We start from the raw sequence: 17,962 nt of genomic DNA, 5'->3' as shown, positions 1-17,962 counted from the left end.
TGCGTGAAAGGTAGCCATCTGGATCACACCTCCAACGGTGATGACTAGGGCTGGTCAACGCGGGGCTTCAAAGCACCTGACGGCACCTCAAGCCCCCTCCATCAGGAGGGGGTCGTTGACGCGAGGGCTTCCTCCGTCTGCTCGTCCTCCGCGCGGTGCCCGGTTAGGGCCAGGAACACCTCGTCGAGGCTGGACTTGCGCAGTGCCAGCTCGGAGGCGACGATGCCGAGGTCGTCGAGGCGGCGGACGATGGCGGGCACCACGGCCGGGTCGCGCACGGCGGCCGTGACCATGGCGCCGGACAGGTCGGGCGCCACGTCGAGGACGTCGGTGACCACCTTGGCGACCAGGTCGAGCTGGTCCTCCCTGAGCGGCCGCACCTCCAGCACCTGTGCGCCGGTGGTGGCCTTGAGCTCGTCGGACGTGCCCGACGCGATGACCTTGCCGTGGTCGAACACCACGATGTCGTCGGCCAACTGGTCGGCTTCCTCCAGGTATTGGGTGGTCAGCAGCACGGTCACGCCGTCGGCCATCAGACCGCGCACGACGCCCCACAGCTCGGTGCGGCTACGCGGGTCGAGACCGGTCGTCGGCTCGTCCAGGAACAGCACCTGCGGCCTGCCCACCAGGCTCGCCGCCAGGTCGAGCCGCCTGCGCATCCCACCTGAATAGGTCTTCGTGGCCCGGCCCCCGGCGTCGGCCAGGTCGAACCGGCCGAGCAACGCCTTCGCCCGCTCCCTCGCCTCACCTCGCGACAAGCCCAGCAGACGGCCGATCATCATCAGGTTTTCGACACCGGTCAGCATCTCGTCGACCGCGGCGTACTGTCCGGTCAGCCCGATCAGCGACCGCACCTGATGCGCCTGCCGGCGCACGTCGAACCCCAGCACCGTGGCCGTGCCCGAGTCAGGCGTGAGCAGCGTCGCCAGAATGCGCACGGCGGTCGTCTTGCCCGCGCCGTTGGGCCCCAGCACGCCGAGCAGCCTGCCAATCGGCACGGCGAGGTCCACACCGTCGAGTGCCTTGGTCTCGCCATAGTGCTTCACCAGGCCGTCTGCCTGAATCGCATACTGCATGACCCGCCCCTTCTCCTCGGTGCCTCCACTTTGGACTACGGCACCGACAGTTTCCGGCTGGCGTTCCGGCCGGCGTCCGGCCGGCATCCGGCGCCTCTGGCCGATCACCGACGCGGGCGGGAGCCATAAGCTGGCCTCGTGACGTCTTCTGGCCCGTTGCGTGACCCCCAACACCGTGTCTCGCCCAAGGCCATCCGGCTCTGGCTCGCTGAGGCGTTGTTCGGGTTCGTGCTGCTCGTGGGGTGCTCGATCCTGGTCGCGCAGTGGGTCGGGGGGAGCGGGTGGTCGTGGGTGCCCGGCTGGTTCGCAGACGATCCGTGGCTGCTGCCGGTGGGGGTGGGCGTGCTGACCACGCCGTTCCTGGTGGCCGAGCCGTTCGTACGCTATGCCGTACATCGTTGGGAACTGTCGGGTGATGTGGTCTACACCCGGTCGGGGTTCCTGACCCGGGAGTGGGTCTTCGTGCCGGTCAGCCGGATCCAGACGGTCGACAAGGCGCAGGGGTGGGTCGAACGGCTGCTCGGGCTGGCGACCCTGGAGATCCGTACGGCCTCTCACGCGGGCTCGTCGACGATCAAGGGCCTGGACTACACGGTGGCGGCCGGGCTTGCGGAGGAACTGGCGCACCGCGCGGAGCAGCTCAGGGACGATGCCACGTGACCGAACCCCGCCCCGGCCCTCCCGCGCACCCGTCGGCGCCCGAACCTTATCCCGGGCCTCCCGAGCACCCGGCGGCTCCCGAACCTCGCCCTGGGCCCTCCTCGCACGCGTCCACGCCCGAAGCTGATCCCGCGCCTCCCATGCACCAGTCGGCGCCCGAACCAGCTGATCCCGCTCGTGAGGGCTCGTTCCCGCCGGTGACCGTTCCCGCTGGGCCTGTGGAGCCCGCTGGGGTGCCGATGCGGTTGAGCCCCAAGGTGCTGCTCATCCACCCGGTACGGATGATCCCGTCGCTGATCTTCCCCCTTGTCGGGCTGCTGTTCGTGGGTGGGTTCTCCGGCATGTCGTACACCTGGGCGGCGGTCGGGGTCGGCGTCACGCTGGCCTTCGCCGTCGTCCGGTGGGCGATATTCAGCTACGAGATCGTGGGCGATCGTCTGGAGATCAAGCGTTCACTGATCAGCCGGTCGGTCCGTACCATCCCCTTGGAGCGGATCCGCGGCGTGGACGTCTCCACCCCGCCCATGCACCGGCTGCTCGGTCTGGCCGTACTCAAGATCGACACTGGGGCGAGCGGCGGCGAGGAGGAGGGCAAGCTCGACGGCGTCACCCGCGAGGAGGCCGAACGCCTGAAGTCGGTCCTGCTCCGACGCACCCGCGCCACCCGCCCCGCCCGAGCCGCGACGCCCGATGAGGGCTCCGCCGCCGTCGCCGCCACGGATCCCGCCACGGATCCCGCCGCGGTCACGGTGTCCGCTGCGGTTCGCGGGGAGACGGTGGAGGCCGAGCAGGAGATCATCCGCGTGCCGTGGACCTGGCTGCTGTACGGCCCGCTGTCCGGCGCGTACCTGCTGACGCCGTTCGCCCTGGCGGGCGGTGCCGTGGGGCTGGCGTTCCAATGGGGTGACGACCTCGGCTACGGCCGGGACGCCGCGCTCACCGTCGGGGAGTGGCTCTGGGAGCACCCCTACCTGCTGCTCGCCGTGGTGTTGCTGCTCGTGGTGGCGATGCCGTTCGTGGGCGGTGTGATGTACGCGGTGTTCAACTGGAACTTCCGCCTCATCAGCCGCGACGGCTACCTGGTGGCCGAACGCGGGCTGATCAACCGGCGCAGCGTGTCCCTGGAGGCGGGGCGCGTACGGGGCTACGAGATCATCGAAGGACTCGCCGAGCGCTGGGCGGGCGTCGCCCGGGTCTGGGCCATCGTGACGGGCCTGGGCGATTCCCAGACCCGCGGCCAACTCCTGCCGGACGTCCCGCGCGCGGTCGCCTTCCGGGTCACCGGGGAGGCCATCGGCACCTACCAGGCCGAACTCCGTCCCCACCCGCCCATCGCCCGCAACCGCCGCCTCTTCCGCGCCGTCGCCCCGTGGCTCGCGCCGGCCCTCGCCACCGCCCTGACGGCCCTGCTGACCGCTCAGCCGATCTGGTGGATCGGGACCGTGGTCGCTCTCCTCCTGGCGGGCTTGGGGATTCCCCTCGGCCTCGACCGATACAGGTCTCTGGGACACGGATACGACGGCGTACGCCTGGCGGTCCGCTCAGGCTCCCTCCGCCGCTCGCAAGCGATGGTGGAACGCCGCGCGGTGGTGGGCTGGCACCTCAGGCAGACGTGGTTCCAGCGGCGAGCCGGGGTGTACACGCTCACCGCCGGGGTGGGAGCGGGCAAGGGCGGCTACTCGGCGATCGACGTCTCACAGTCCCAGGCGATCGGCTTCCCGGCCGAAGTGACACCGGAGTGGCTGGCTCCGTTCTTGTCCAAGGAGCAGTAGGCGGGCACCCTCCGCTGCTCGCCAAGGGGATATCTCCGGACGCGCTGTTCTACGGTGTCGGTGAGGTCAGCCGACGCCCTTCCGCCTGAGCCCTCGCCCCCGCTCACGTCCTCGCGCCTTCAACCTGGGCCCCAGGGCGCTCAGGGGCCCTGAGGCCCGGGAGGCCCTGGAGGCCCTAAGGCCTGGGAGGTCCTGCGGCCTGAGAGGTCCTGCGGGGAGATCACCGACGAACCGCCGGGCAGTGCGCGGGCGGTGTGGGTGGCGCTCAGACGCCAGTGTGTGGACGGCGCTTGAGCGGTGTGCGGGCGGTGCTCGGCTCAGTCCTGGCGGCGGGCGCCGAACATGATCTCGTCCCAGGTCGGTACCGAGGCCCGACGCCCCCTGGAGCCCTTGCGCGGCTGACGGGCCGCAGGGGCGGGCGGGGGAGAGGGCACCGGGACCGGGGGCTCCTCCTTGGCCGCCGGCTGCTCGGGCTTCGCGGTGTCGTCCTTGCTCGACCTCGCGGCTGGTACGGCAGGCTCGGGCGCTGTCGGCTCAGCCTTGGCCGCCGCCGGCTCAGCCTTGGGCTCAGTGGCGGGCTCGGTTTTGGGCTCGGCCACTGCGGGCTCGGCCTTGGGCGCGGGTGCCGTGGTCGGCGCGGGCGCCGAGGACTCGGCCTTGGGGTGGGGCTTCGAGGGCTGCGGCTTGGGCTTGGGTACGGGCGCGGTCGGTACCGGCTCGGCGGCAGTCGCCTCTGTGTCCGCCTTCGCGGTCGACTCGGCCTTCGCGGTCGACTCGGCCTTCGCGGTCGACTCGGCCTTCGGGGCAGCGCCGGCCTCGGGGGCTGCGCCGGCCTTGGGGGCTGCGTTGGCCGTCGGGGTGGTGCCTGCCTCAGGTACGCCTGCGGCGGTCTGGGGCTCAGGAGCCGTGGGGCTGGGCTTGGGGGCCGCTGTCGTGGGCTCGGGCTCGGCGGTCAGGTCGGCAGTCGGCTCGGCTGCCGACCGCTCGGCCGTCTCGGGCGCGGTCTTGGAGGCGTCCTGGTCGGCTGCCGTCGCGGGAGCAGTGGCGTCCTTAGCCGCAGGCGCGGCCTCGGTGACGGGCGGTGTGGTGATGGGGTCCGTAGTGGCGGGCGTGCCGACCACTGCGGTGGCCGCCTGGCCAGTACCTTCCTGGCCAGGTGCTTCCTGAGCAGAAGCCTCCTGAGCAGCGGCTTCCTGGCCGGTGGCTTTCTGCGCTGGGCCTTCGGTCTGGGCTTCCGTGGCGGGGGACGTCTGCGGCGCGGTGGTGCTCCCCACCGTGGCGTCCCCCAGAGCGGCGTCCCCCAGAGCGGCGCCCCCCATAGCGGTGGTGCTCTCCACAGCGGTGCTCTCTGCGGCGGTGCTCGCCGTTGCGGCGCCGGCGGGCTGCTTGACGACGATGTCACCGGGCTTCGGCTCAGTGACAGTCCCAGCGGACTGCGGTTCGGTGAGAGTGCTGTCGGGCTCCGCCTCGGAGGCGGAGCTGGCGGCTGCCTGCGGTTCGGCTGCCACGTCTGTGGTGGGCTTCGACTCGGTTTGGGGTGGTGTGGTCGGTCCTGAGGCTGTGGTGGGCTTCGGGGTCCCAGCGGGTTGTACGGACTCCGCAGCCGGGGCGTCGGTGCCTGCCACGGCAGACGGCGAATCCGCAGACGAAGGCGAATCCTTGGTGGGCACCGACTCCGCGGAGATCTGCGCAGTGGGCGCGTCGGCGGCCGAGCTCTGAACGCCGGGCGCGTTGACGGCCGGACCCTGAGTGGCGGGCGCACTGGTCGCTGGGTGGTCTGTGACGGGCACGTTGGCCACCGGGCCCTCTGCGGCGGGCGCGTTGACGGTCGGGTCCTCTGCGGTGGGCACGGCGACGGCCTGGCCCTCCGTTGCGGACGCGTTGGCGGCCGGTGCCTCTGTTGCGGTCGCGCCAACAGCCGATCCGTCTGCGGCGCCTGCGCCGGTGGCCGGGCCGTCTGCGGCGCCTGCGGTGGCGGCCGGGCCGTCTACAGCGGGTGAATCGTAAACCGACCTCTCTGCGGCGTGTGTGCCGGGGGTCGCGTCCGGTGCCGGGGGCAGCGTGACAGTGTCTTCGGGCGCGGACGCAGTGGTACGGGTGCCCGGAGGCGTGCTCTCGCGGCTCGCCGCGGCGTAGATGGCCTCGCCGTCTCGGCCGGTCGGGCGGTCGGGCTGGCGGTCAGGCGGGCGGGGAGTGCCGTAGTCGGGCAGCCAGGACGAAGGGTCACCATGGCGTGCCGAAGGGTCGCTGGGGCGGGTGTAGTCGGTGTCCTGCGCCGACGACGCCGACGACGAAGATGCCGTAGGTGCTGACGACGCCGAAGGATGGGAACGGTGGCCGGGCTCCTGGGCGCGGTAGCCCGTCTCCGGTGCCGACGGCTCGGCCAGGTAGCCGGTCTCCTGCGCGGGAGCACGGTAGCCGGGCACGGGTGGCTCCGAGCGGTAGTCCCTCGCGGGCGGGTCCGAGCGGTAGCCGGGCTCCGCCGTGCGGCCGGCGGGGTCGGCTGCGGGGGCGCGGTCGAAAGGGGCCTCTCGCGCTGGGGTGAAGGGCGTCTCACGGGACGGGGTCTCGCGGGACGGTGCGCCGTGAGACGGGGTCTCACGGGAGGGAGTCTCGCGGGACGGGACATCACGGGACGGGACATCACGGGACGGCGGGCGGCCGTAGGGCGACTCCGTGCCTCTCGGCTGGTAGCCGACCGCCGGCTCCTGCGACTCCGGCTCGTGGCGGATCACCGACGGGAACGGCAGCGGGTCCGACGCCAGCGGCGGCACCGGCTGCAGCTTGGCCACTCGCGGCGTGAACGGCGTGACCGTGGTGTCCTCCACCACGGGGCTGGGGTCGAAGTCGGCGGCCGAGAGCCGCATCGACTCGTCGTCGTGCGGCGTGACGTGCCGCCTGCGCGGGTCGAAGAGCCACTCGGCGTGCCTGGTGTGACCGTTCCAAACGTAGCCGAGCTTGACGCGCCAGAGGCCGTCGTCGCGCTTGGCGGAGTCCCAGTCGATCTCGTCGGTGGGCACGCCGCGCCTGGTGAGCCGCTCGGCGACGAGATCGCCGAGCGTCGGGCCGGCTGAGGACTCTCCGGGCATGCGTACGGACACGCGCTGCGCCTGCTGGGCCACGTACTCGCGCTCCTGGAGCACGGGGCCCTCGAACCAGCGGACGCGTTCGACCGGGATGCCCGCTGTGGCGGCGATCTCCTCGGCTGTCTCTCCGGCACGAATGCGGGCCTGGATCTCCTTGGGGCGCAACGGACTCTCCACTTCGATCTCGTACTGGCCGAGACGGGAGAAGTTGCCGCGGACGGCAGCACGGAGCCGGTCGTCCACGGGAAGCGTGAACCGTGTACCCCGCCCTGCTGTCGCCAGCACGAGATAGGTACCGTCCTCACTTACCGCGACGAGTCGGAGCTCCTGCATGCGAGTCCCTTCGTCAGCGTGCTGCTCATTCTTCCCCCGGACCCTTGAGTCTCTCGCGTGTGCCGGTTGCCTGCCAGCACCGTACCCGGCATGTCCGAACATCGCCTTCCTGGGATAGCCCAGGGGCGATGTGACGCCAGTCACATTTGTTGATTCCATCATCTTCAAGGCCTGCCCGTGCGCAAAGCCCTCGACGGATTCTGGCGAATAGTGTCACGCGTCGCCGAGCACTTCAGCCAAGAGGCCAGAACGGATGGGTTGGCGCCCGGATGGAGCTCCAGATAGAGGGCGGCGGCGCCGGCCAGGCGGGGGGCTCTGGCGGAGTACGTCTCGCCGGTGGGGGAGAGCCGGCATCGGCCGGTGTCGGTGGCGGCGACGACGAAGACGCCGGACCGGGCCAGGCGGGCCATGGCGGTGCGCAGGGCCGGGGAGTCGGCGCCGTCGAGGGAGAGATTGGCCACGGCGGGACCCCGGGCGTGCCGACGTACCCAGTCGAGGCCGGCCAGGGCGTCCGACAGGCTGCCGGAGCCGTCGCAGCCCAGCACCCGTACCGAGGCGACGCTCGCCTGGGGCGACACGCCGTGCGACCGGCCGGCCACGGCGCGCGCCACCCGGGTGCCGTGGCCGTCGCAGTCTTCGCCGGTACGCCCGGTGGCGTCGAAGGCCCACCAGAGCCGATCCCTCAATCCATCCGACATACGGAGAGTCTCCGTGCGTCCCGACATATGGGGATTCCCTGAGCGGAATGCGCCGGTTCGGCCGTGGGCGACGCCGCTGTCCACGATGTAGACCGTGACGCCCTTCCCAGTGGCACGAGCGGCGCGGATGGCACGGCGGGTGCGGGGGGTACTGGCGGCACGGGGGGCGCGGCGGGCGTGGCGTCGGGCGGACGTGGTGAGCGGCATGGGGTGGATCTCGCGGTCGGGCTCGACCGCCACCACCCTGGGGTCCGCGCTGAGCTCCGCCAGCTCGCTCGCGTTCAGTAGCGTGGCGAAGCCGGGCAGTGCGGCGGTGTAGAAGCGGCGTACCCGCCATCGCATCTCGCCGACCAGGTCGCGGGCCTCGGCCCGGTCACGCACGGTAACGATGTACGGGCGCGTAGGCTCGGTTATCGGCGGCCGGGAGGCGATGCCGGAGGCGGGCGCCATGGCGATGGGGATCGCGGTGGTCACGGCCGTCGCCGCGGCCGCGGCGAGGTAGAGAGAGGGCAGGCCGATTCGTCGGGGCACGAGCGACGAGGGTGTCTGTCACACACGTCACAGGAACAACAGGACACGCCCTCGCGTCTATTCACGAGAAAGCTCTTTACCGAACGCGGGCGAGAAAGGACTGATCCGGGGGATGAGCGGCGAGCAGCGGAAGTTCGAGCTGAGCATGCCGCAGATCGCGGGAAGCGCCCTGGCGGCGGTCACGGCGGCGGTCGGAGCCTCCTACCTCGGCGTGGGGGGAACGGTGATCGGCGCGGCGCTGATGAGCGTGGCGAGCACGGTGGCCACCGCGGTCTACACGCACTACCTCAAACGTACGGGCGAGAAGGTCAAGCAGCACACGGTGATCGCCTGGCGTGAGTCCGGCGCGGCGGATCCTCCGCCCGAGCGCGACGAGGGCCAGGGCGAGCTGGCGACGGCCGCGCACGCTACGGTGCGTAACCTCAGTGAGGCCCAGGGGCCGGGTGAGCCCTCGCGGCCCGGCGAGACCACGCTGGTCATGGCGCCGATCGAGGTGCCGGCGCGAAGGCGTGTGCCGTGGGCGAAGACGGGTCTGGCCGCGGCGCTGGTGTTCGGGGTGAGCATGGGCGGCATCCTGACGTACCAGACCATCGCTCAGACGACCGTGCACGACCAGCTCACCGGCGGCAAGCCGGTGACCGAGCGCGGCAAGGCGCCCGTCAAGGAGAAGGAAGAGCCCGCGGTCGAGCCCCGGACGTTCTACAGCGACCCGGCGACGCCCAGCGGTAAACCGACGACCTCCCCGACCGCCTCGCCGACTCGCTCGTCCCAGAGCCCGACGCCGACGCCCACCGGCACGGACAAGGACGCGAGCAAGGACCCCGGCAAGAACACCGTGGAGCCGTCGACCCCGTCAGCGACCACTTCGGCCCAGGACCCCGGCCGCATGACCGAAGCGCCGTCCACCCCGACCGAGCCGCCGCAGCAGTCACAACCGGCGCAGCAGGACGAACCCGCCGAGGCACAGTAAAAGCAAGTAGACGCCTACCCCAGCACCGTCTCCAGGTAGGCGTTGCCGAACAGCCGTCCCGGATCCAGTCGATCCCGTAGCGCCACGAAGTCCGCGAACCGCGGGTAGACCGTCCCCAGATACGCCGCGTCCCGGGTGTGCAGCTTGCCCCAGTGCGGCCGCCCGCCCAGCCGCGTCATGATCTCCTCCACCCCGGCGAAGTAGGCGGGGTTGGGCGTGGGCCGATAGATGTGGCAGGCGATGTACGCCGACTGACGGCCGTACGCCGTGGACAGCCACGCCGTGCCGGCCGGCGTCACCCGCACCTCCACCGGGAACGTGATCCGCCACCCCATCCGCTCCACCAGCGCCCGCGTCTCCCGCAGCGCCTGGCCGAGGTGCTCACGCGGCACCGCGTACTCCATCTCCAGGAAGCGCACGTCCCGGCGTGAGGTGAAGATCTTGTACGACGCGTCCACGGCCTCGGAGTCGCCGAGCGCGGCGGCGCTGACACCGTTGATCCGCGGGATCAGCCCGGGGGATCGGGCCCCCAGCGCGCAGGCGGCGCCGAACAGCGTGTTCTCCAGGAAGACGTTGTCCAGCCAGTACTTGACCGCGCCGGGCGGCCGGGCCGGGCCGGGGTCGCGGTTGTTGGTCTTGACCAGGCACGCGTCGGTGTGCGGCAGCCAGAAGAAGTCGAGATGCTCGTTGTCGGTGGTCAGGGAGTCGAGCGAGTCGAGGATGCCGCTGAGTGTCATCCGGCGCCGCCGGTTGCGCAGGAGGAAAGCGGGTTCCACCCGGAACGTCACCGAGGTGAGCACCCCGAGCGCGCCCAATCCCACCCGCGCGGCGTCGAACAGGTCCTCCCCGGGGGCGGCCGTCACGACCGAGCCGTCCGCGAGCACCAACTCCAGCGCCTCGACCTGGTCGGCCAGGCCGCCACTGTCGCGCCCGGTGCCGTGCGTGCCGGTCTGGATGGCTCCCGCGACCGTCTGGTCGGTGATGTCGCCCATGTTGGCCAGCGCCAGCCCGCGTGCGGCGAGCAGGGAGTTCAGCTCCCGCACCGGCGTGCCGGCGCGTACGGTGACGCGGTCGTCGGCGACGGAGGTGAGGCCGGTCAGCGCGGTGGGGCGGAGCATGACGCCGTCGGTGAGGGCCACTCCGGTGAAGGAGTGGCCCGTACCGATCATGCGCAGACGGCGGCCGGCGGCGGCGGCGTCCTTGACGGCGCGTACGACGTCCTCGGTCGAGGCCGGGGTACGCACCTCGGCGGGCGCGGCCGTCTGGTTGCGGGCCCAGTTCGTGAAGACCATGGCCGCCCTTGCGCTAGAGCATTGTTCGGATTAAACGTGAACGATACTCAGTTCTCCCAGCCCTCGGGAAGCGGGAAGGCGTCGCCGGGCTGCAGGTTCTGCGACTTGATGATGTCGGAGACCTTCACCAGCGTGTAGCCCCGGCTCTGCAGCAGCTGCACGAGCGACGGCATCACGTCGACGGTCTGCTTCACCCAGTCGTGCATGAGGATGATGCCGTCGCGCTTGGCCACGGCCAGCGTCTGCTTCTTGATCTCCGCGGAGTTCTTGGTCGCCCAGTCGCGCGAACCGGCGGTCCACAGGATCATCGGCATGCCGAACTCGGCCGCGACCTCCGAGGTCTGGAGGTCCAGCATGCCGTACGGGGGCCGCAGCAGCTTGGGCTCGACGCCCGCGGCCTTCTTGACGGCGTCCTGCGTCTTCTGGATCTCGCTCTTGATGGCGCCCGGCTCGATGGTGGTGAAGTTCTTGTGCGTGTAGCTGTGGTTGCCGAGCTCGTGGCCCTCCTTGGCCATGCGCTTGACGAAGGCGGGGCGGCTCTTCACGTACTGGCCTTCGAGGAAGAACGTCGCCTTGGCGTTGTACTTCTTCAGGGTGTCGAGGAGCTTTCCCGCGTACTTGCCCGGCCCGTCGTCGAAGGTCAGGGCGAGGCACTTGACCTGCTCGTCGGCGCAGTCCACTGCCTTCGCCTTGGCCTGGGCGACGGCGGCCGACTTGGCCGGGGCGGCGGGCTGACTGGGGGTGGCGGACGCGGTCGCCGGTGTCAGAGTGACAGCAACAGCCGCGATAGCCAGAAGTGAAGTGATTTGTCGGGACATGCGAAAGCTTTCGTTTGTGAAGGGTGTTGCGAGGGTTGTTCGACCGTAGCGGATCAGTTCCCGGCCGGTGAAGGTGCCTCGGGAAGTCTCAGCAAACCCGAACCTCCGACGCCCACGACAACAGCGACCGCCGCCGCTCCGAGCGTGAAGCCGTACGCGTTGGACGCCCCGAACGCCTCCGTCAGCCGTCCCCCGGCCCACGCCCCGATCGCCACCCCGAACCCGATCGACGTGGAGATCCACGCCAGCCCCTCGGTGAGCACCGAAGGCGGCACGAGCCGCTCGGTGAGAGAGAAGCCGGTGATGAGCGTCGGCGAGATCGCGAGCCCGGCCAGGAAGAGACCGAAGGCCATGATCCGCGCGTCGCCGATGAACATGATCGGCAGCAGTCCCACCACGAGCACCCCGAGCGCCCGTACGAACCGGTGGCGCAGCGAGGCCCGCCAGTGCCGCGACCCGAACCAGAGCCCCGACACCATCGACCCGCCCGCGATGGCGGCCAGCAGGAACCCGGAGGCGCCCTTGACCCCGTGCTCCTCGGCGAAGGCCACCGTGATCAGGTCGATCGACCCGAACACCGCCCCCAGCGCCAGGTAGACGCAGGACAGCAGGGCGATCCCCGGAATCAGGATGGCCATCCCGGCGCCGGACTCGCCCGGCCGTATCGGCGGCTGGGTGCGCCGCTGCGCCGCGAGCGCGAGGGATCCGCCGAGCATGCAGACCAGCGCCACCAGCAGTCCCATGTACGGATTGACCGCCGTGGCCAGGACGGTGACCAGTGCCGGTCCGGCGACGAAGATCATTTCGTCGGCGACGGACTCGAACGCGAAGGCCGTGTGCAGCTTGGCCGAACCGCCGTGCAGGTGCGACCAGCGCGCGCGGACCATCCCGCCCAGGGACAGGGAGGTCGCGCCGACCGACAGCCCGGCGGCGTACAACGTCCACTCGGGCAGCGCGAAGCCCGCCGCCAGCATGAGCGCGGCCAGCGAGAGCGCGTTGACGATCGAGAAGGGCACGATCACCCGGGCCTGCCCGAACCGGTCTACCAGCCGCGCGGTCAAGGGGGCGGCCACCGCGAAGGAGACGTTGGTGGTGGCGGCCACGGCGCCCGCGGTCGCGTACGACTCGGTGAGGCCGGAGATCAGCAGCACGATGCCGATGCCGAGCATGGACATCGGCATCCGGCCGACGAAGCCGGCCAGCACGAATCCCTTGATGCCGGGCCCCTTGAACAACCCCCGATAAGGCCCGACCACGTCTGTTCCTCTCCCTTGATGCGCCCCAACATTTACGCGTGCGCTGACCGGACAGCAAGTGATTTTTCCGGCAACTCGGCTAACGTGTGCCGGGTGTCCGGTCTTCCCTCGTTCCGCGCCGTCCTGATCGTGATCGCTTCGGTCATCGCCGTCTCGGTCGTGGCCGTGGGAGTGGCGCTGTCCACGCGGGACGACCTGTTCGCGAGTACGGCCGACCAGCAGCCGGCACGGAGATCGCCGAAACCGGTCCAGAAGACGCAGCCGCAGACCGCCGGTCTCGACAAGATCGTGCCCACGACCGAGCCGGTGAAGGACTTCGGCACGGGCGGCCCCAGCGTCACCCCGACCCCGCCCCGCGTGCTGGCGATCGCCCGCGCCGAGGTGCCCAAGACCACCCGCTTCGAGCTGGCGAAGCTCAAGCACGTGCAGAAGGTCGCCATCGTCGACGCCGGCTCGGTACGCGTGTCGGGCACCGGGCTGAACCTGCTCGCCGTCGACCCGGCCGACTTCCGCTCCTGGACGCCCAAGGCCGTCGCCGACCAGCCGGCCGTGTGGAGCGCGCTGTCCAGGGGCGAACTGGTCGCCGAGACCTCGGCCGTACGCAGACTCGGCATGATCCTGGGCGCCGAGTACCAGGTGGACGGCGGCCCCCGCCTGCGCGTCGCAGCCTCGGCCACGCTCGGCCTGTCGGGGATCGACGGCCTGGTGGGCGCCGACATGGGCAAGGCACTCGGCCTGGCGCCGGGCGTCGCGGTCCTGCTGCACGGCAAGCCCGGCATCAGCGAGCCGGGCGTACGCAAGCTGCTCGGCAAGGGCGCCCAGGTCGTGACGCTGGGCGCCCGCCCCAAGGCCCAGCCGACGCAGCCGGCCCAGCAGACGGCCAAGCCGCAGCAGCAGGTCAACGTCGGGCGGCCCAGCAGCTACCTCGACCTCTACAAGGCCTCGGCCACCCGCTGCCCCGGCCTGTCCTGGACCGTGCTGGCGGCGATCGGGCAGGTGGAGAGCGGGCACGGCCGCAACAACGGCCCGTCGAGCGCGGGCGCGCTCGGGCCGATGCAGTTCATGCCCGCCACCTGGAAGCATTACGGGGTGGACGGCGACGGCGACGGCAAGTCCGACATCTGGAGCCCGTACGACGCGGTGCCCGCGGCGGCCCAGTACCTCTGCGCGAACGGCGCCGGCCAGGGCGGCCAGAAGCTGCGCAAGTCGATCTGGTTCTACAACCACTCGTGGGACTACGTGAACAAGGTGATGGGCATCGCCGAGGCGTACGCCCGCGCCTACACCTGACGGCCGCGGGCGCCTTACGCCTGACGTCTCCGGGGCGGTGGGCAGCAGGTGAGCCCGCAGGGCTGCGGCTCGGGCTCCTCCATCAGCTCACGGATCATGCGGACGAAGGCCGGGTGAGTGCCCGCCGTCGCGGCCCGCTCCATGGGCAGGCCCAGCTCGGTGGCCACCTGCCTGGCCTCGGTGTCAAGGTCGTAGACGACCTCCATGTGGTCGGAGACGAACCCGATCGGCACGAGCACGACCGACCGGGCGTCGATCTTGCGCAGATGGTCGCAGACGTCGGGCTCCAGCCACGGCACCTCGGGCGGCCCGCTGCGCGACTGCCACACCAGATCCCACGGCTGGGTGCGACCCAGCGCCTCGTTGACCAGCTCGGCGCTCCTGCGCAGCTGCGCCTCGTAGAGGCCGCCGTAGGGCCCGGCGGTGCGCGCCATCGAGACCGGCACGCTGTGCGCGGTGAACACCAGCCGGGCGTCGTCGCGGCCGAGCCGGTCGAGCGCCTGCCCGACGTGGTCGGCCATCGCGGCGACGAACCCCGGATGGTCCCCGAAGTGCCGCATCTTGACCAGCTCGGGACCGCCCTTGACGGAGATCCTGGCGATGTCCTCGTAGTACTGGCGGCAGCTGGAATAGCCGGCGAACGCCGAGGTGGCGAACACCGCCGCCTTGCGGATCCCGTCGGCCATCATCCGCTGGACGGTGTCTTCGCCGAACGGCTCCCAGTTGCGGTTGCCCCAGTAGACGGGCACATCGACCACCGGACGCAGCGCTTCGATGAGCGCGCGGTTCTGGCCGTTGATCGGGCTGACGCCGCCGAAACCCTGGTAGTGCTCGGCCACCTCCAGCAGCCGCTCCTGCGGCACGCCTCGGCCCCGCACCACGTTCTCCAGAAACGGCAACACGTCCTCAGGCCCCTCGGGCCCACCGAACGACAGCACCAGCAGAGCGTCGTATTTCCCCACGAGACAACCCTATTCCGGTGAGGGAGCGCCTCCGCCTGCAGGAGGAGCGTCGGCCGAGCCGGTCTCACAGAGCGAGGCAATAAGCAGGTACGTTTTGTTGAGTGAGCGCATTCAACGACATTCGTGACTATGTTGCCATCCCCCGGGTTCTCTCGCTGAAGCTCTCGCCCGACGGCTCCCGGCTGATCTCCGCGGTCCAGTCCCTCAACCCCGACGGCAAGTCGTACGGCACCGCGCTCTGGGCCATTCCGATCGACGGCGAGCCGTACCGGCTGACCCGCTCGGCCAAGGGTGAGAGCGCGGCGGAGTTCACCGACGCGGGCGACGTGCTGTTCACCTCGGCCCGCCCCGACCCGACGGTCAAGGACGCCACCGACGAGGTGCCCTCGCTGTGGCTGCTGCCCCGCTCGGGCGGCGAGGCCCGGCAGGTGGCCGCCCGTCCCGGCGGCGTCGGCGCCTTTCGTACGGCCGGTGACGTGGTGGTGTTCGCCGCCGACGTGCTCACCGGCGAGGAGGCGGCCGAGGAGGAGCGCCGCAAGGCGCGCAAGGACGCCGGCATCAGCGCGATCCTGCACGAGAGCTACCCGGTCCGCTACTGGGACCACGACCTCGGCCCCGGCCACACCCGGCTGTTCGCCGCGAGGCTCGGCGCTGACCGGCTGGAGGACGTACGCGACCTGACCCCCGACCCGGGCGAGGCGCTGCGCGACGTCACCTTCGCGCTCACGCCTGACGGCGCCACCGTGATCGCGACCTGGCGTACCATCCTCCCGGACGCCGAGCTGCGGGTGGACCTGGTCGCCATCGACGTGGCCACCGGTGAGCGGCGCACGCTGTTCACCGAGGAGGGCCACGACTTCTACGGCCCGATCGCGGTCTCGCCGGACGGCACCCGCGTCGCCTGCGCGCGCGAGCGCCTGGCCGAGCTCGACGTCTCCGTCCGCATCGACCTGTGGATCGGCGACCTGGCCACCGGCGCCGGGCGTACCTACGCACCCGACCTGTTCCCTGCGGACGTCGAGTGGGCGCCCGACTCGTCGGCCGTCTACCTCGCGGCCGACCACCGGGGCCGCCGGCCGATCTTCCGCGTGCCGCTGGACGGGGAGGTCGCCCGGCTGACCCAGGACGACGCCGCCTACCTCGGGCTCAACGCATCGGCCGACGGCCGGTTCGTCTACGCGCTGCACAGCGGTGTCGACCGCACCCACGGCCCGGCCAGGATCGACACCGCCACCGGCGAGATCACCGACCTGCCCTCGCCCGCCTCGCGCCCCGAGCTGCCCGGCACGCTGACCGAGGTCTCCGCGACGGCCGACGACGGCACCACGATCCGCGGCTGGCTCACGCTGCCCGAGGGCGCCTCGGCCGACGACCCGGCGCCGATCCTGCTCTGGATCCACGGCGGTCCCGTCGCCTCGTGGAACGACTGGCAGTGGCGCTGGAACCCCTGGATCATGGTCCAGCACGGCTACGCCGTCCTGCTGCCGGACCCGTGCCTGTCCACCGGCTACGGTCAGGAGATGATCGATCGCGGGTGGGGCAACTGGGGTCCGCGTACCCTCGCCGATCTCGACGCGATCGTGGACGTGGTCGTGGCCAGGGACGACATCGACGGCGAGCGGATCGGCGCGATGGGCGGCTCCTACGGCGGCTACATGGCCAACTGGATCGCCGGCCACAGCGACCGCTACAAGGCCATCGTCACCCACGCCGCCCTGTGGAACCTCGAACAGTTCGGCGGCACCACCGACGCGGCCCAGTACTGGCAGCGCGAGATGGGCGAGCCCGGCTCCGAGCGCTACGCCAAGCTCTCCCCGCACCACGGGCTCGACAGCATCACCACGCCGATGCTCGTCATCCACGGCGACAAGGACTACCGGGTGCCGATCGGCGAGGCGCTGCGCCTGTGGTGGGATCTGCAGCGCCGCAACGTCGAGTCGAAGTTCCTGTACTTCCCGGACGAGAACCACTGGATACTCAAGCCCGGCAACGCCGTCGCCTGGTACGAGACCGTGCTGGCCTTCCTCGGCCAGCACGTCCTCGGCCAGGAGTGGAAGCGCCCGGACTCGGTGGCGTGATGACTGATCCGCGGAGCCTGCTCGAACTGGCCGAGGACATCGCGCGCGAGGCGGGAGACATGCTGCTCGCCAAGCGGCCCACGATGTCGGAGGTCGTCGAGACCAAGTCCAGCCCCACCGACGTGGTCACCGCCCTGGACACGGCGTCGGAGCGGCTCATCCGCGCCCGCGTCCTGGAGGCCAGGCCCGGCGACAGCGTCCTGGGGGAGGAGGGCGGCGAGGCCGCCGGTGACTCCGGCGTGCGCTGGATCGTCGATCCCATCGACGGCACGGTCAACTTCCTGTACGGCCTGCCCGAGTGGGCGGTGTCGATCGCCGTCGAGGTGGGCGGCGATATCGTCGCGGGGGTGGTGAACGTGGTGCCGCGCGGCGAGGTGTTCACCGCGGCGCGCGGCGGGGGCGCCTGGCTCGGCGGCGAGCGGCTGCGCTGCAACACCGGCGTGCCGCTGTCGCAGGCGCTGGTCGCGACCGGCTTCGGCTACCTGCGCGAACGCCGGGCCGTGCAGGCTCAGGTGCTGGCGTCGGTGCTGCCGCGAGTACGTGACATCAGGCGTGGCGGCTCGTGCGCCGTCGACCTCTGCTCGGTGGCCTCGGGCCGGGTGGACGCCTACTACGAGCGGGGCACCAACTACTGGGACTTCGCCGCGGCCGGGCTGATCGCGACCGAGGCGGGGGCCAGGCTCGGCGGGCTGAACGGCAGGCCGCACAGCAACGACTTCGTGCTCTGCGCGGCGCCGGGGCTGTTCGACGAGCTGCACGACCTGCTCGTACCGCTGGATCCCCAGCGCGACGCCTGACGGCGCGTGGATCCACGACACGGCGATCCCCAACCCGGCGCGAAAACGGCCGGAGCCCTTGTCTAGGGGCTCCGGCCGTCTCGTCACACGAGGTGCCGATCAATGAGGCAATGGGACGCCGTTGTCATCCGCTATGCGGCGTAGGTCCTCGATCTCGGCGGTGAGGGTGTCGGCGAGGTAGTCGTCGCCGGTGCACCGGGCCTCCCGAAGGCCCTTGTAAGCCTGGTCGAGGCGGCTTTCGATCGTGGTCGTGAACTCGCCCATCTCACCTACTCTCTTCAGGGGTTGCGGGGCGAAGAGCGCCCACCGCGCGCGTGTGGAACCCAAATAAGACACACGGCGA

The 17,962-nt window shown here is 71.1% G+C and carries 14 protein-coding genes; 6 read left to right on the top strand and 8 right to left on the bottom strand.

The features are described 5' to 3' along the window. Positions 1 to 101 precede the first annotated feature (101 nt). A complete protein-coding gene (locus ACIBO2_RS57435) occupies positions 102 to 1,076 on the bottom strand; it encodes an ATP-binding cassette domain-containing protein (RefSeq protein WP_397305229.1) in 975 nt (324 codons plus the stop codon). A gap of 138 nt (positions 1,077 to 1,214) precedes the next feature. Here ACIBO2_RS57435 and ACIBO2_RS57430 point away from each other — a divergent pair, with 138 nt between their 5' ends. Then, a complete protein-coding gene (locus ACIBO2_RS57430) occupies positions 1,215 to 1,736 on the top strand; it encodes a PH domain-containing protein (RefSeq protein ID WP_358549286.1) in 522 nt (173 codons plus the stop codon). A 239-nt stretch (positions 1,737 to 1,975) separates the two neighbouring features. Further along, positions 1,976 to 3,508, top strand: coding sequence for a PH domain-containing protein (locus ACIBO2_RS57425; protein WP_358549312.1), 1,533 nt, complete (start codon positions 1,976 to 1,978; stop codon positions 3,506 to 3,508). 317 nt (positions 3,509 to 3,825) lie between these two features. Here the strand turns inward: ACIBO2_RS57425 and sepH are convergent, their stop codons facing one another. Together sepH and ACIBO2_RS57415 are read right to left on the bottom strand one after the other, a co-directional pair. Further along, the gene (gene sepH / locus ACIBO2_RS57420; RefSeq protein WP_397305228.1) at positions 3,826 to 6,927 is read right to left on the bottom strand and encodes a septation protein SepH; all 3,102 of its coding nucleotides are present in this window, start codon (positions 6,925 to 6,927) and stop codon (positions 3,826 to 3,828) included. A gap of 164 nt (positions 6,928 to 7,091) precedes the next feature. Beyond that, positions 7,092 to 8,156: a S8 family serine peptidase gene (locus tag ACIBO2_RS57415; RefSeq protein WP_397305227.1), complete on the bottom strand. Its 1,065-nt coding sequence runs from the start codon at positions 8,154 to 8,156 to the stop codon at positions 7,092 to 7,094. 112 nt (positions 8,157 to 8,268) lie between these two features. Between ACIBO2_RS57415 and ACIBO2_RS57410 the strand changes: the two genes are divergently transcribed. Next, positions 8,269 to 9,126 (top strand): hypothetical protein, encoded by an 858-nt coding sequence (locus ACIBO2_RS57410; RefSeq protein WP_358549279.1) that lies wholly within the window; start codon positions 8,269 to 8,271, stop codon positions 9,124 to 9,126. Positions 9,127 to 9,140: 14 nt separating this feature from the next. Here the strand turns inward: ACIBO2_RS57410 and ACIBO2_RS57405 are convergent, their stop codons facing one another. The 3 genes from ACIBO2_RS57405 to ACIBO2_RS57395 are packed head-to-tail and all read right to left on the bottom strand — an operon-like array spanning position 9,141 to position 12,492. After that, positions 9,141 to 10,418 carry a D-arabinono-1,4-lactone oxidase gene (locus tag ACIBO2_RS57405; RefSeq protein ID WP_358549276.1) on the bottom strand — a complete coding sequence of 426 codons (1,278 nt, stop codon included), beginning with the start codon at positions 10,416 to 10,418 and terminating at the stop codon, positions 9,141 to 9,143. Between the two features lie 47 nt (positions 10,419 to 10,465). Beyond that, complete coding sequence (locus ACIBO2_RS57400) at positions 10,466 to 11,236, bottom strand: polysaccharide deacetylase family protein (protein WP_358549273.1); 771 nt, start codon at positions 11,234 to 11,236, stop codon at positions 10,466 to 10,468. Positions 11,237 to 11,289: 53 nt separating this feature from the next. Beyond that, positions 11,290 to 12,492, bottom strand: a complete 1,203-nt coding sequence (locus ACIBO2_RS57395; RefSeq protein WP_358549270.1) for an MFS transporter — start codon at positions 12,490 to 12,492, stop codon at positions 11,290 to 11,292. A gap of 93 nt (positions 12,493 to 12,585) precedes the next feature. On the opposite strand from ACIBO2_RS57395, the gene ACIBO2_RS57390 reads away from it, so the two are divergent. Further along, positions 12,586 to 13,782, top strand: coding sequence for a lytic murein transglycosylase (locus tag ACIBO2_RS57390; RefSeq protein ID WP_358549267.1), 1,197 nt, complete (start codon positions 12,586 to 12,588; stop codon positions 13,780 to 13,782). 14 nt (positions 13,783 to 13,796) lie between these two features. Here the strand turns inward: ACIBO2_RS57390 and ACIBO2_RS57385 are convergent, their stop codons facing one another. Then, positions 13,797 to 14,744, bottom strand: coding sequence for a ferrochelatase (locus ACIBO2_RS57385; protein WP_358549264.1), 948 nt, complete (start codon positions 14,742 to 14,744; stop codon positions 13,797 to 13,799). A 101-nt stretch (positions 14,745 to 14,845) separates the two neighbouring features. On the opposite strand from ACIBO2_RS57385, the gene ACIBO2_RS57380 reads away from it, so the two are divergent. Further along, complete coding sequence (locus ACIBO2_RS57380; RefSeq protein WP_358549261.1) at positions 14,846 to 16,822, top strand: S9 family peptidase; 1,977 nt, start codon at positions 14,846 to 14,848, stop codon at positions 16,820 to 16,822. After that, a complete protein-coding gene (locus ACIBO2_RS57375) occupies positions 16,822 to 17,619 on the top strand; it encodes an inositol monophosphatase family protein (protein ID WP_397305225.1) in 798 nt (265 codons plus the stop codon). Before ACIBO2_RS57380 ends, ACIBO2_RS57375 begins: the two co-directional genes overlap by 1 nt. Before the next feature lie 99 nt (positions 17,620 to 17,718). Here ACIBO2_RS57375 and ACIBO2_RS57370 read toward each other — a convergent pair whose 3' ends face one another. After that, entirely contained in the window at positions 17,719 to 17,883 is a 165-nt protein-coding gene (locus ACIBO2_RS57370; RefSeq protein WP_358549256.1) for a hypothetical protein, read from the bottom strand. Between the last annotated feature and the right edge of the window lie 79 nt (positions 17,884 to 17,962).

It is taken from the genome of Nonomuraea sp. NPDC050022 (assembly GCF_044460705.1).
Taxonomy (GTDB): Bacteria; Actinomycetota; Actinomycetes; order Streptosporangiales; family Streptosporangiaceae; genus Nonomuraea.
This window is presented reverse-complemented; position numbering and strand designations above follow the sequence as displayed.